This window comes from Nesterenkonia sp. DZ6, assembly GCF_022565835.1.
GTDB lineage: Bacteria > Actinomycetota > Actinomycetes > Actinomycetales > Micrococcaceae > Nesterenkonia.
Genome location: NZ_JAJOYW010000003.1, coordinates 124,862 through 137,884, shown reverse-complemented (window position 1 = coordinate 137,884; position 13,023 = coordinate 124,862). Strand labels below are relative to the sequence as shown.

Genomic DNA, 13,023 nt, shown 5'->3' with positions numbered 1-13,023 from the left:
GACCCGCCCACGATGTTTGCAGGTTTCTACGAGGAGATCCACGAGGAGTTCCGCGAGGTGGTGCGCGAATTCGTCGCCCGCGAGGTCACCCCGCATCACCACGGCTGGGAGTCCGCGCACATGATCGACCGCTCGCTGTGGCTCGCCGCCGCGGAGAACGGGCTGCTGGGGCTCGCTGTGGACGAGGAGCACGGGGGCATGGGGCTCGGCGACTACCGGTTCCGGATGATCCTCGATGAGGAGCTGGCCCGCGCCGACGCGCTCGCGGTTTCGCTGGCCCTCCACCTCCACGACGACTGGGTGCTCCCGGCGCTGCTGAAGTTCGGCTCCGCCGATCAGCAGGCGGCCTGGCTGCCCCGCTTCATGGACGGATCCTTCGTCTCCTCGGTGGCGTTCACCGAGCCCGGCGCCGGATCAGACCTGCGCGCGGTGCGCACCAGGGCAGTCAAGAACGACGACGGCGGCTGGACCCTCGACGGGCAGAAGACCTTCATCGGCAACGGGATCTCCGGCGACGGCGCCCTGGTGCTGGCCCGCACCGACGGCTCCGATGTCCGCCAGCGCGGGACCGAGAGCTCCTTCAGCCTGTTCCTGGTCGAGAAGCAGGACAACCCCGGATACCAGCCCGGACGCCAGCTCGAGAAGATGGGGCTCAAGGCCTCCGACACCGCCGAGCTGTTCTTCGCCGGGGTGCAGATCCCCGCGGCGAACCTGATCGGTGAAGCGGGCCGGGGGCTGCAGCACGCCAAGGCGATCCTGCCCCAGGGCCGGCTCGGCATCGCCACCTCAGCCGCGGTGATCACCGCCGAGGTGCTGCGCCAGACCCGCGGCTACGTCGCCGAGCGGCAGACCTTCGGCCAGCCGGTGAGCGAATATCAGCACACCCGGTTCCAGCTCGCCGAGCTGCAGGTGGGACTCGAAGCCACCCAGCGCTATGTCGCCGCGGCCGTGGCGGACTTCAATGCCGGAGAGCTGGACCTGATCAACGCGTCGAAGGCGAAGCTCTGGGCCAGCGAGCAGGCCAAGACAGCGGTGGATGCGTGCCTGCAGCTCCACGGCGGCTACGGCTACATCCTGGACTACCCGGTGGCGCAGGCCTACCTCGCGGTGCGGCTGCTCACGATCTTCGGCGGGACCAGCGAGATCCTCAAGGAGACCATCGCCTCAGAACCGCGGTGACTCAGAACCGCGCTGATCAGCCCAGCATCCGGGTCATGAACACGCTGTTCGGATCCGGCACGTAGCTGCCAAACGGCGGGCACTCGGTGAACCCGTGCCGCCGGTAGAGCCTGCGCGCGGCGGCGAAATAGTCCTCCACGCCGGTCTCCAGGCTCAGCCTGGCGTAGCCGCGAGCACTCGCCACGCTCACCAGATGCTCCACCATCGTGTCGGCCACGCCCCGCCCGCGCGCCGCGGCGCAGGTGCGCATCGTCTTGATCTCCCCGTGCGCGGGATCCAGCTCCTTGAGCGCGGCGCACCCGGCAAGCACCTCCTCGGGGTCGAACCACGCGCTCCAGAACGTCATCCCGGGCCCGGTCAGGGCATCGAGGTCCAGCGCATGGATGCTCTCCGGCGGGGAGGTGGCATGCATATCGCGCAGGTGCTCGGCGATGAGCTCCCGCACAGCCGGATGATCCAGGGTCCCCTCGGTGATGCGCATGCTCGACATTCTGCCACCGGTGGCTTCGCAGACTAGTCTGACTTGCGTTCCATGCGCAGGTCAGCGCCTGGGACCTGGAGCACAGCAGCAGAACGGAACAGCATGAGCACAGCAGCACCCACGGCCACGCAGCGACGCCGAGGCTCCACCCTGATCTATCTCTTCGGCGCCCTCGGCGGACTGAACTGGGGCTATGACACCGGAGTGATCTCCGCGGCGCTGGTATACCTGCGCCGGGACTTCGAGCTCAGCAGCTGGGCTGAAGGCGGGATCGTCACCGGCCTGATGGTCGGCGCCGCCATCGGCGCCTGCCTCGGCGGTCAGCTCTCCGACCGCTACGGCAGACGAGCCGTGCTGCTGGTCACCGCTGCGCTGTTCCTGATCGCCCCGCTGGGCATGGCCTTCGCACCCAACGCTGAGGTGCTGTTCGCCGCCCGGCTCGTGGTCGGGCTGGGCACTGGTCTGGCCGCCGTCGTACTCCCGGTGTATCTCTCCGAGATCGCTCCGGCGCGGATCCGCGGACGAGTCACCGCCTCCTATGTGCTGGCGATCGTGATCGGTCAGTTCCTCGGGTTCGTCGTCGGAGTGGCCTTCGCCCCGGTGGAGTCCTGGCGCTGGATGCTGGGACTCTCGGTGATCCCCTCGGTGCTCTTCGCGCTGGGACTGACCGTGGTGCGCGAGACCCCGCGCTGGCTGGTCCACCGCGGCCGGGAGGCCGAGGCCGAAACGATGCTGCTGCGCGACCGCACTCCCGAGGAGGCCCGCCGGGAACTCGGTGAGATCCACGAGGTCCATGAGGCGGAGAAGCGCGACGGCGTCTCAGGCCTGCGCGCGCTGCGCCGCCCCTGGGTGCTCTCGATCCTCGGGGTGGGGTTCGGGCTGGGGGTCTATCAGCAGGTCATGGGCATCAACGCGGTGCTCTACTACGCGCCCACCACGCTGCAGAACGTCGGCTTCTCCGATGAGGGAGCGATCGGCTCCAACCTGATCATCGGTGCGCTCAACATCGCCGCGGTCTGGGTCGCGATCACCTACACCGACCGCTGGGGGCGCCGCCCGATGCTGCTGGTCGGCGCGCTGGGCACCTCGCTGGCGCTCGCGGTGCTCGCCGTGGTGAACCTGGTCATGCCGGCTCCCGACGGACTCGGCGCGCTGGGCATCGCCACCCTGTCCTGCCTGGCGGTGTTCATCTTCATGTTCCAGGTCAGCTGGGGCGCCCTGGTCTGGGTGGTGCTCGGGGAGATCTTCCCGCTGGGCGTGCGCGCGGCCGCGATGGGCGTGGTGACCACCGCGCACTGGCTGGCCAACGGCCTGGTCTCGCTGCTGTTCCCCACGGCGCTCGCCGCCTTCGGGGTGGGCTGGATCTTCGCCGGGTTCGCCGTCATCTGCTTCACCGCCTTCATCTTCACCTGGAAGAAGGTCCCTGAGACCAAGGAGCGCACGCTGGAGCAGATCGAGACCGCGTTCCGCCGAGCGGGCTGAACGGTGCAGGAAACGGTCAGGGTGATCGGCGCTGACCAGGACTGAAGGCAATCAACACCACTGCCTCGAACCGGCAAACCCTTGACAGTCGATGTGGTTCCCGCCACATAATGGCCCTCGGACAGCTGTCCGAAGTTTGCGGCGCCCTCACAGCGTCTGCAGTCCTGACGCCGCCGCGGGAGAAGAGACCACATGACCATGAGCTTCAGCCACCATACGCTGGGTCAGCGGGTGCACTTCGGCGCCGGGAACCTGACCGCCGATGTGCGCAGCGAGACGAAGCGGATGGGCGCCCAGCAGATTCTGCTCATCGCCTCGGGCAGCGCCGAGGTCGCCGCCGACGCGCTCCATGCCACGCTGCGGATCGCCCACCGGCTCGACGGCGCCCGTCAGCACGTCCCGGTGGAGGACGTGGAGCGGGCCTGCGACGCCGCGACACAGGCCCAGGCCGATCTGATCCTCTGCGTCGGCGGCGGCTCCGCCATCGGGCTCGGCAAGGCGGTCGCCCTGAAGACCCGCGCCCCGATCATCGCGGTGCCCACCACCTACGCCGGCTCGGAGGCGACCAATATCTGGGGCGTCACCGAGACCGGGCTCAAGGCCACCGGCACCGACGACGTGGTCCTGCCCCGAAGCGTGGTCTACGACGTCGAGCTGGTCCGTGATCTTCCGGCCGAGCTGGCCAGCGCCTCCGGGATGAATGCGCTGGCCCATTGCATCGACTCCTTCTGGGCCCCCCGCGCGGATCCGTTGAACAGCCTCTGGTCCGCAGAAGCCATCCGCGCCCTGAATCGGGGGATGGCGCAGCTCGCCGAGGGGTCGATCCACAGCCCCGAGGGGAGCCAGCAGCTCCAGTACGGCGCGTATCTCGCCGCCACGGCCTTCGCCTCAGCGGGCTCAGGCCTGCACCACAAGATCTGCCACGTGCTGGGGGGATCCTTCGGCCTGCCCCACGCCCAGACCCACGCCGTGATGCTGCCCTACGTGCTCGCGTTCAACCTGCCGTCAGCACCTGAGGCTGGGGAGCGCATCGCGGCGGCGCTCGGTGTCGCGGACCCGACCGCCGGACTGGAACGGCTGCGCAGCAGGGTCGACGCCCCGCGTGCGCTGCGCGAACACGGACTGAAGGAAGCGGACCTTGGACGTGCTGCTGAGCTGATCCTCGGCGTCGTCCCGGCGAGCAACCCGCGCGCGATGACTCCAGACGACGCCGTCCGGCTGATCCGCGCCGCGTGGGCCGGCGATGATCCCGCCACGCTGGCCGGGCCCGTCCAGCGCGACGACGACGCCAGATCACTCCAGTCCCAGATCAACTCAGTCCCAGATCGCAGCGGTCACCTCCATGGAAGGGCATCATCATGACGTATCTGCTCGGCTCCCACCACGTGACGCTCTCCGTCGGCAGGGCGCAGGAGGATGTGGACTTCCACACCAAGGTCTTAGGCATGCGCTTCATCAAGAAGACGGTGCTCTACGACGGCTCCATCCCGATCTACCACCTCTATTACTCCAACGCCGACGGCGACCCCTCCGCCGTGGTCACCACCTTCCCCTGGGCGCAGCAGGGCCGCTTCGGCACTCGCGGCACCAACCAGGCCCGCGAGGTGATGCTCGCGGTGCCCGCCGGCTCGATGGACTTCTGGGTGCGGCGACTGAGCTCCATGCAGATCGAACACCAGCAGTCGGAGCTCTTCGGCGAGCGGCGCCTGGCGTTCAACCACCCCTGTGGGCTCGAATACGTGCTCGTGGGCGTCCACGGCGACTCCCGCGTGGGCCACCCCGGCCACGGGGTGCCGCCGGAGCACGCGGTGCACGGGATCTACGGCATGGGCATCCACGTCTATGACCAGGACCGGATGGTGGACTTCGCCAAGGACGTGTTCTTCCTCGGCGGGGAGATCGCCGAAGCCGGCGACGTCGCCCGGTTCAAGGTCGGCTCCGATGAGTTCGGCAACTGGGTGCAGCTGCGCGGCAATCGCACCGATGATCAGGGCACCTGGCGCTTCGCGGCAGGAACTTATCACCACTTCGCCTGGAACTTCGACACCCTGGAGAACCAGGAGGCCTCGAAGTTCGAGATCGAGGGCGCCGGCTACACCGACATCTCCGAGCTGAAGGACCGCACCTACTTCAAGTCCCACTACGTGCGCACACCCGGTGGGGCGCTGTTCGAGCTCGCGGTCACCCACGCCGACGGCGGCTGGGACTGCGACGAGTCCCCCGAGGAGCTGGGCCGGAAGTTCATGCTGCCCGCGCAGTTCGAGCACGAGCGCGAGCACATCATGTCCCAGCTCGAGCCGCTGCGCGTGGACGACTGATCCGCCGTGGCCACCCATGACCAGATGGACCTCGTGCACCACGGCGTCGCCGCCGAGGCCGCACGGCTGGTGGTGTACGGGGTGCACGGCCGCACCCAGAGCCCGCAGCTCTTCATCGACCTCGCCGCGCGCCTGTCACTGGAGGGCATCTGCTGGTGGCTGCCGACGGCGGCTGAGCACTCCTGGTACCCGGGGAGGTTCATGGAACCCCGCGAGTCCAATCAGCCGCAGCTGGACCAGGCACTGGGGGTGCTGGAGGCTCAGCTCGCCGAACTCCTCCAGACACGCGGCGCAGGCGGCGCCCCGGTGATCGTCTTCGGCTTCTCCCAGGGCGCCTGCCTGCTGGCCGAGCACCTCCTCACGGTCCAGCCGGCGGTGGACGGCGCCCTGCTGCACACCGGCGGATATCTGGGCCCCCGGCCGCGCAGCTTCACCCGGGCGGCAGCACCTGGGCTGAGCGGGCTCGCGGTGGAGCTCTTCTGCGCCGATGAGGATCCCTGGGTGCCGCTGCACCGGGTGAAGGACACCGCCGCGGCGTTCGAGGGACTGGTCGGGGTGACCACGCTGAACGTCTACCGCGACGAGGAGCATCACATCACCGACGACGCCGCCGCCCGGATCCGCGAATACCTCCGCCGGCACGCACGGGACTGAGCAGCGCCGCTGCGTCAGCTCAGCTCGTGCGCCAGGCGTTGGATCGCTGCCCGGCCCACCAGGTCGCCGGAGAGCAGCGGCAGCGTGTCCACCGGGACCCCGGGGAGCAGCTCGGTCAGCGAGTCGAGGTGGCGCTGTTCCTGCTGCCGCCGCTGGGCCAGGTACTCCCCGGCGTCGGTGGGGGAGAGGCGGTTGACCACCAGACCGCCGACGTCGACGCCGGCCTCACGCAGCTGTGCGCAGAGCTCCGTGGACTCCAGCACCGGAAGTCGCTCGGGGGTCAGCACGATCACGAAGCTGCAGGCCCTGGGGTCGGCGAGGACCTCGCGCATCATCTCGAAGCGCGCCTTGCGGCGGGTCAGCACCTGCCGGATCCGCTGGTCGCGATTCGTCGGAGAGGTCTTCGCCGGGTCGTCGTCACCGTCGAGGACCCGCACCGCCGCGCCGAAGCGCTCGGCCTTGCTGCGCCGGGTCAGCAGGCCCGACATCCAGGTGGACATGATCTCTGGCAGTGCCATCAGCCGGGCTGTGTGGCCGGAGGGGGCGGTGTCGAACACGATGAGGTCGTGGGAGTCCAGGCCGTACTCGATGAGCACCGCGATCCGCTCCAGGATGGCTGATTCATGGGTGCCCGGCGAGTGGGCGGAGAGCTTCAGGTGAGCGGCCACCTGGGGGTGGAGGTGTTCGGGCATGAAGTCCCGCAGGTTGGCTCCGACCTCTGCCAGGTGCTCATCGATGGTGCGCTGGGGATCGATCTCGACGCCGCGCAGCACTCCGCCGCTGGCGTCATCGCGGTAGAGCTCCACCGGGTCATCACCCACGGCCTGGTCCCACAGGTGGCCCAGGTTGTGCGCGGGGTCGGTGGAGACCAGCAGCACCCGCCTGCCGGCGGTGGCCTGGTGCAGCGCCGCTGCCGAGGCGGTGACGGTCTTGCCGACTCCGCCCTTGCCGCCGAGAAAGATCACGCGGCGTCGTTCAATCAGGTCCAGCAGCATCTGTACCGAGTCCTTTCAGCAGCAGCCGAGTCCGTCCATCGGGGAGTGGTCCAGTCCCTGACGGGTGTGCCATTCATGCATCCGGTCCAGCATCTCGGGCAGCAGCTCCAGCGTCATCCCGGAGGCGGGGTTCGGCAGGCCCAGCGCCTCGGAGAGCACCAGCATCATGAACAGGTCTTCCTCATCGCGCTTGGCGCGGGCGAAGACCCGCCGGTAGGGGGCCACGTAGAACTCGTGGAGTCCGGCGTTGAACCGCTTCCACAGACTTGCCGGCTCGGTGGCACGGGGGTCATGGGCGCGGGGATCCTGTTCGGCTGAGCTTGTGACGGTGTCCCCCTTCCTCGCATGACTGGGTCATCTCGTGTGAGGCACCTCATGTTACGCGAGAGCAGCCGCGACGTGCCGAGGCCCTTGACGAGGCAGGCCTGCCGGACGACACTGACTTTAGCGGACACTCGTCCGCCCGATGAAAGGTGATCATGGAGATCGGTCTGCTTCTGCTGCGCCTGGTGCTGGCGCTGGTCCTCTTCACCCACGCCACCCAGAAGCTCGCGGGCTGGTTCGGCGGCCAGGGTCTGCACCGCCAGGGGGAGATCTTCGCCAGCCTGGGGCTGCATCCGGGCCGCGGCATGGTGCTCGCGGCCGGGCTCTCCGAGCTGATCGCCGCATCCCTGCTGCTGTTCGGCTTCCTCACCCCGGTCGGGGCGCTGCTGGCGGCCGGGACCATGGTGGTCGCCGGGGTGACCCTGCAGCTGAACTCCGGGAAGTTCTGGAACATCGCCGGCGGCGGGGAGTACCCCTACGTGTTGGCAGCGGCCGCCGCGGTGCTGGGCTTCACCGGCGCCGGGGCCTATTCGCTGGACGCCCAGCTCTCCGGAGAGGCCTGGACCACGCTGATCCATGAGCCTGCCAGCTGGGTGGGGGTCCTCATCGTGCTCGCGGCACTGGCGGCGGCGGTGCCCTTTGCGCTGGTGGTCCGGCGCGCCGCGGCCCGATGAGCCTCGCCACCCTCGATGCACACGACTGGGGCTGCGCTCCCCTCGAGCGCAGCCCCAGTCTTGCCCGCACGTGATCGGCGCGAAGGATCACGTGCGGGCACTGCGCCCCCTCAGGCGTCAGGACCCCGCCCCTGCGCGGCATGGGTCTTCTCGGTGCGATATTCGGTGTAGGTGTACGGGTTGTCCAGGATCTTGGTCTCGGGAACCTCGGGGCTCATCCCGGCCTCCCATTCCTGCTGGCCCAGCTCCGAGGCGATGTGCTCCACGGTCGCCTCCACGGTGCGGCGCACCTTGGCGAGATCCACATCCACCAGCTTGTGCTGGTGCTTCACGATCCGGCCGTTGACCATCACGGTGTGCACATCCCCGCGCTGGGCCTGGAAGACCACGTGTCCGTGCGGGTTCAGGATCGGGAACATCGCAGGGGAGTCGTCGTTCTTGATCAGCACGATGTCGGCCTTCTTGCCGACCTCGAGGGAGCCGATGGACTTCTCCATCCCCAGCGCCTCGGCCCCACCATGGGTGGCCCAGCCGACCACCTGGTCGGCGCGCAGGCCGAGATTGGTGCAGGTCTCACCGGTGGCATGGTGCTCGAAGTGCTCCCGCGCCCGGTCCGAGCTCAGCGTGGAGCGCATCGCCGCGAACGGATCCGCGCTCCACCAGACCGAGGTGTCCACCGAGAGGGAGACCGGGATGCCATGCTTGCGCAGCTGCCAGGAGGAGGGATAGCCCTGCCCGCAGCTGGACTCGGACTCCGCCGAGACCGAGGCCGCGCCTCCGGTGGCTGCAATGCGCTGATAGGAGTCCTGGTTCAGCGTCGCCGCGTGGACGTAGACGGTCTTCTCGTTCATGAACCCGTGCTCGTGCATGAGCCGGATGCCGTCGTCGTTCGTCGCGCCCCAGACGCCGGCGTGGGTGGTGACGCCCACGCCCAGGTCCCGGGCGACCTCGAAGGCCTTCTTCTCGGGGAACTCCGGGTCGCCCGTGACGTCGAAGGCCATTTGGAAGCCGAGCATGTCATCGCCGAGCTGGCCGCCGGAGCGAGGGATCCGGCGGTCTACGAAGTCGTGGAACTCCGGCGAGGCGGACCACTCCCAGGGCCCGGCGTGGATGTTGCCGTAGGCGAAGACGAAGCGGCCGGCGACCTCTTCGAGGGCGTCCACGGCCGCGTCGGCATGATCCACGGTGGAGAGCCCGTGGGACCAGTCCACCGAGGTGGTGACCCCGGAGTCGATGGCTTCCACGGCGGAGAGCAGATTGCCGGCGTAGATGTCCTCGGGGCGGAACTTCTTGCCATGCTCGAGGTAGTTCCAGACGAAGTACTGGGTCAGCGTCCAGTCGGCCCCGTAGCCCCGCATGGCGGTCTGCCACATGTGCCGATGCGTGTCGATGAAGCCGGGGGTGATCATCCCGCCCGCGGCGTCGATCACCTGGGCGTGCTCAGGCACTTCGAGATCAGGGCCGATGGCCGCGATGGTGTCACCCAGCACCAGGACGTCGCCCCTGGTCAAGACGCTGTGCTGCTTGTCCATGGTCAGCACGATCCCGTTCTTGAAGAGAACGGGCGCGCCAGTGCCGTTGGATGCGGCTTCAGAACTCATGTCAGCCTCCTGTGAAGATCTCTGTGATGGCCCTCACGATAGCGCGCGTTCGCACAGTGGACAAGAGTCCGATTACTTTGTGACTCCGATCTCACGGACCCCGCTCGAGGGGATCTCGACCAGGCGCGCCCGGGGTTGACGGCCCCGCCCAAGCGGTGTGAAACTGGCCAGGAGATAAGCGGACGGGTGTCCGCATGACGACACGCAGGGTGGTGACGCGGCCTGGGTGGGAATCGCAGAAAGGGGACTCCGTGATGAGCCAGCACCATCCAGATGAGACCAGCGCCCTGGGCGCGCAGCCCGGAAGCGAGGAGGCCGCGCAGGCCCCGCGGGGAGGCGGCCGGCTTCCGCTGGACGGGATCCTGATCGCTGACTTCTCCCGGGTGCTCGCGGGACCCTACGCCACCATGCTGCTGGCAGACCTCGGCGCCGAGGTGATCAAGGTCGAGGGCACCGGCGGAGATGACACGCGCACCTGGGTCCCGCCGCGTCGCCCGGACGGGGTCTCCACCTATTACGCGGCGATCAACCGCAACAAGAAGTCGATCGTGCTGGACTTCAAGGACGGCGACGATCTCTGCGTTGCGCAGCGTCTGGCCGGGCGCGCCGACGTCGTCATCGAGAACTTCAAGCCCGGCGGACTCAAGAAGTTCGGGCTGGACTACGACTCGGTGTCGAAGACCAACCCCAGCGTCGTCTACTCCTCCATCACCGGCTTCGGCACCCAGGGCGAGGGTGCCAAGTACCCCGGCTATGACCTGATCGTGCAGGCGATGTCGGGGCTGATGAGCCTCACCGGGTCCCCGGACGGCCCGCCCTACCGCGCCGGGATCAGCGTGTTCGACGTGATGGCCGGACTGCATTCGACCATCGGCATCCTCGCTGCGCTGCGACAGCGCGACCACACCGGCGACGGCGCCCATGTGGAGGCTTCCCTGATGGCCTCGGCGATGTCCGGTCTGGTGAACCAGACCCACGCCTATGTGGGCGGCGGCACCACCCCGATGCGGATGGGCAACGCCCACCCCTCGCTCTATCCCTACGAGGCCATGCCCACCGCCGATGACGACGTGATCATCGCCGCCGGCAACAACACCCAGTTCGGCAGGCTCTGCAAGGTGCTGGGGATCCCGCAGATCGCCGAGGACGAGCGCTTCGCCGACGTCGGGGACCGCACCGACCGCCGCGACGAGCTCCGCCCGATCCTGGAGGCGGAGCTGGCCAAGCACACCGCCCAGGAGCTCTTCGAGAAGCTCAACGACGTCGGCGTGCCCTGCGGCCCGATCAACTCCATCAGACAGGGGGTCGAATACGCGGAAGCGCTGGGCCTGGAGCCGGTGGTGCAGGTGGGCAGCGGCGACAGCGCCGTTCCTGGGGTCCGGCACCCGCTGAGCTTCAACACCATGACCCCGCGCTATGAGCTGGCTCCGCCGAAGCTCGGCGAACACACCGAGGAGATCAAAGCCTGGCTGACGACCGAAGAAGGGACGCAGCGATGAGCGCCGCCGAGAACACGAATCAGACGCCCAGCTACCCCACCTCGCTGGGGACCTCCACCACCGAAGAGATCAGCCTCATGGGCCAGTCCCTCTCCGAGGACCTGATGGGCAAGGTCGGGTTCGCCGAGCTGGCGTTCTGGATGACCGCCACCCGCCGGCCCACCCCCGGTGAGCTGCGGACCTTCGAGGCGGTGCTGGTCGCGCTGGCCGATCATGGCTTCACCCCCACCGCGATCGCCGCCCGGCTGACCTACCTCTCAGCCCCGGAGTCCATCCAGGGCGCGATCGCCGCGGGTCTGCTCGGCGGCGGCTCCCGCTTCCTCGGCGTCACCGAGGACACCGGCAGGTTCCTGCACCAGGTCCTGGAAGCGGACGACGGCGAGCGCAGCACCGACGCCGACTTCGACTCTCTGGCGCGGGAGGCCATCACCCGGGCGCGGGCCGCCAAGCAGATCGTCCCCGGCCTGGGCCATCCGGTGCACAAGCAGGGAGACCCACGCACCCCGCGGCTGATCCAGATCGCCGAAGAGGGCGGCACCCGCGGGGAGCACCTGCGCCTGTTCGAGGCCATGGGCCGGGTCAGCGAAGAGGTGCTGGGCAAGAAGCTTCCGCTCAACGGCGCCGGGGTCTGCGGGGCAGCCCTGGCTGACCTGGGGCTTCCGGTGGACTTCCTGCGCGGGTTCGCCCTGCTCGCCCGCACCGCCGGGCTGCTGGGGCAGATCGCGGAGGAGCGGCGGAACCCGATCGCCAACGACATCTACATGCACGTGGACCGGAATGCGACGTTCGTTCCGCTGACCCCGGACGATTCCAAGGAGAACTGAGCATGGCAGAGCTGACAGCGGTGCTGGCGAGCACCCACCACCCGTTCTACTACAAGGCCACCACCTCCCCTCAGGATCAGCGCCCGCCCTATGCCGCCGACTGGCAGCGCAAGGTCGAGGCCTACCGGGAGACGCTCACCGCCGCGGAGCCGGACATCCTGGTGATGGTCGGTGCGGATCACTTCCACCAGCTCTGGCTGGACAACTATCCGCAGTTCCTGATCGGCAAGCAGGAGACCTATGACGCCACCTTCTACAACGAGGAGCGCGAGTTCGGGATCCCGAAGTACACCCTGGCCGGAGACCTTGAGCTCTCTCGCTACATGCACGAGGAGCTGCTGGTCAAGGAATTCGACTTCTCGGTCAGTCATGAGCTGAAGATCGATCACTCCATCATCTGCCCGATCATCACGGTCCGTCCCCAGGCGGATCTGCCGATCGTGCCGATCTACACGAACATCTTCGTGCCCCCGCTGCCCTCCCCGCGCCGCTTCTACCAGGTGGGACGGGCGATCAGGGAGATCATCGACAGCTTCCCCAGCGACAAGAAGGTCGCCGCCATCGGCACCGGGCACCTCTCGCTGGAGCTCGGCGGGCCGCGCCAGTTCGGCGAGCACGGGCCGGATCCGCTCTTCGACGCCGATGCCATCGAATGGCTCTCCACCGGCAACATCGACGCGATCCTTGCCAACGTCACCCATGAGTCGATGGCCGGGGCGGGCAACGCGACCCATGGCTTCATGGACCTGCTGCTCATGATGGGCATCGCCGGTCCCGGAGTCCACGCCGACTACGTCGATCACCTGGACCTGTTCCACACCCGGGAGATGTACATGACCTGGTACCCGAACAGGACCCAGGACCAGCTCGACGCCGCCGCCCGGGCGGCCCAGACCGCCCAGGCCAGCACCGGGCCGATCTACGCCACCGATCCGGCCTGGGAGCAGTTCCGCACAGAACACACTGCCCCGGCCGTCGGCGCCTGAACGAGG

General features: G+C 68.4%; 13 protein-coding genes. 9 read left to right on the top strand and 4 right to left on the bottom strand.

Translation table 11 applies throughout. The features are described 5' to 3' along the window. The first annotated feature begins 12 nt into the window (after positions 1-12). Complete coding sequence (locus LTH93_RS09140; RefSeq protein WP_241470769.1) at positions 13-1,179, top strand: acyl-CoA dehydrogenase family protein; 1,167 nt, start codon at positions 13-15, stop codon at positions 1,177-1,179. Between the two features lie 16 nt (positions 1,180-1,195). On the opposite strand, the gene LTH93_RS09135 is transcribed toward LTH93_RS09140, so the two are convergent. Beyond that, positions 1,196-1,660, bottom strand: a complete 465-nt coding sequence (locus tag LTH93_RS09135) for a GNAT family N-acetyltransferase (RefSeq protein WP_241465734.1) — start codon at positions 1,658-1,660, stop codon at positions 1,196-1,198. Positions 1,661-1,762: 102 nt separating this feature from the next. Here LTH93_RS09135 and LTH93_RS09130 point away from each other — a divergent pair, with 102 nt between their 5' ends. The 4 genes from LTH93_RS09130 to LTH93_RS09115 all read left to right on the top strand — a co-directional run bounded on the left by LTH93_RS09130 (position 1,763) and on the right by LTH93_RS09115 (position 6,114). Then, positions 1,763-3,142, top strand: coding sequence for a sugar porter family MFS transporter (locus tag LTH93_RS09130; protein WP_241465735.1), 1,380 nt, complete (start codon positions 1,763-1,765; stop codon positions 3,140-3,142). A gap of 192 nt (positions 3,143-3,334) precedes the next feature. Beyond that, positions 3,335-4,504 (top strand): maleylacetate reductase, encoded by a 1,170-nt coding sequence (locus LTH93_RS09125; RefSeq protein ID WP_241470768.1) that lies wholly within the window; start codon positions 3,335-3,337, stop codon positions 4,502-4,504. Continuing rightward, a complete protein-coding gene (locus tag LTH93_RS09120) occupies positions 4,501-5,460 on the top strand; it encodes a VOC family protein (protein ID WP_241470767.1) in 960 nt (319 codons plus the stop codon). The genes LTH93_RS09125 and LTH93_RS09120 overlap by 4 nt, the downstream gene beginning before the upstream one ends. Positions 5,461-5,466: 6 nt before the next feature. Continuing rightward, entirely contained in the window at positions 5,467-6,114 is a 648-nt protein-coding gene (locus LTH93_RS09115) for an alpha/beta hydrolase (protein ID WP_241470766.1), read from the top strand. A gap of 14 nt (positions 6,115-6,128) precedes the next feature. Here the strand turns inward: LTH93_RS09115 and LTH93_RS09110 are convergent, their stop codons facing one another. Both LTH93_RS09110 and LTH93_RS09105 read right to left on the bottom strand, forming a co-directional pair. Next, entirely contained in the window at positions 6,129-7,109 is a 981-nt protein-coding gene (locus LTH93_RS09110) for an ArsA family ATPase (protein ID WP_241470765.1), read from the bottom strand. Positions 7,110-7,124: 15 nt separating this feature from the next. Then, positions 7,125-7,373 carry a cory-CC-star protein gene (locus tag LTH93_RS09105; protein ID WP_241465795.1) on the bottom strand — a complete coding sequence of 83 codons (249 nt, stop codon included), beginning with the start codon at positions 7,371-7,373 and terminating at the stop codon, positions 7,125-7,127. 215 nt (positions 7,374-7,588) lie between these two features. On the opposite strand from LTH93_RS09105, the gene LTH93_RS09100 reads away from it, so the two are divergent. Next, positions 7,589-8,107, top strand: coding sequence for a DoxX family protein (locus LTH93_RS09100; protein WP_241465741.1), 519 nt, complete (start codon positions 7,589-7,591; stop codon positions 8,105-8,107). A 110-nt stretch (positions 8,108-8,217) separates the two neighbouring features. On the opposite strand, the gene LTH93_RS09095 is transcribed toward LTH93_RS09100, so the two are convergent. Further along, complete coding sequence (locus tag LTH93_RS09095) at positions 8,218-9,708, bottom strand: amidohydrolase family protein (protein ID WP_241465742.1); 1,491 nt, start codon at positions 9,706-9,708, stop codon at positions 8,218-8,220. 254 nt (positions 9,709-9,962) lie between these two features. Here LTH93_RS09095 and LTH93_RS09090 point away from each other — a divergent pair, with 254 nt between their 5' ends. From LTH93_RS09090 to LTH93_RS09080, 3 genes are read left to right on the top strand one after another with little or no spacing between them, the layout of a single operon-like run. After that, a complete protein-coding gene (locus LTH93_RS09090; protein WP_241470764.1) occupies positions 9,963-11,207 on the top strand; it encodes a CaiB/BaiF CoA transferase family protein in 1,245 nt (414 codons plus the stop codon). Next, positions 11,204-12,031, top strand: coding sequence for a citryl-CoA lyase (locus LTH93_RS09085; protein ID WP_241470763.1), 828 nt, complete (start codon positions 11,204-11,206; stop codon positions 12,029-12,031). Before LTH93_RS09090 ends, LTH93_RS09085 begins: the two co-directional genes overlap by 4 nt. A 2-nt stretch (positions 12,032-12,033) precedes the next feature. Beyond that, positions 12,034-13,017 carry a hypothetical protein gene (locus tag LTH93_RS09080; protein WP_241465746.1) on the top strand — a complete coding sequence of 328 codons (984 nt, stop codon included), beginning with the start codon at positions 12,034-12,036 and terminating at the stop codon, positions 13,015-13,017. The last annotated feature ends 6 nt before the right edge of the window (positions 13,018-13,023 follow it).

Bases quoted from the DNA above. Each gene is read 5' to 3' on its own strand.
- LTH93_RS09140 (WP_241470769.1), top strand. From the start codon at position 13: ATGTTTGCAGGTTTCTACGAGGAGATCCACGAGGAGTTCCGCGAGGTG.
- LTH93_RS09135 (WP_241465734.1), bottom strand. From the start codon at position 1,660: ATGCGCATCACCGAGGGGACCCTGGATCATCCGGCTGTGCGGGAGCTC.
- LTH93_RS09130 (WP_241465735.1), top strand. From the start codon at position 1,763: ATGAGCACAGCAGCACCCACGGCCACGCAGCGACGCCGAGGCTCCACC.
- LTH93_RS09125 (WP_241470768.1), top strand. From the start codon at position 3,335: ATGACCATGAGCTTCAGCCACCATACGCTGGGTCAGCGGGTGCACTTC.
- LTH93_RS09120 (WP_241470767.1), top strand. From the start codon at position 4,501: ATGACGTATCTGCTCGGCTCCCACCACGTGACGCTCTCCGTCGGCAGG.
- LTH93_RS09110 (WP_241470765.1), bottom strand. From the start codon at position 7,109: ATGCTGCTGGACCTGATTGAACGACGCCGCGTGATCTTTCTCGGCGGC.
- LTH93_RS09100 (WP_241465741.1), top strand. From the start codon at position 7,589: ATGGAGATCGGTCTGCTTCTGCTGCGCCTGGTGCTGGCGCTGGTCCTC.
- LTH93_RS09095 (WP_241465742.1), bottom strand. From the start codon at position 9,708: ATGAGTTCTGAAGCCGCATCCAACGGCACTGGCGCGCCCGTTCTCTTC.
- LTH93_RS09090 (WP_241470764.1), top strand. From the start codon at position 9,963: ATGAGCCAGCACCATCCAGATGAGACCAGCGCCCTGGGCGCGCAGCCC.
- LTH93_RS09085 (WP_241470763.1), top strand. From the start codon at position 11,204: ATGAGCGCCGCCGAGAACACGAATCAGACGCCCAGCTACCCCACCTCG.
- LTH93_RS09080 (WP_241465746.1), top strand. From the start codon at position 12,034: ATGGCAGAGCTGACAGCGGTGCTGGCGAGCACCCACCACCCGTTCTAC.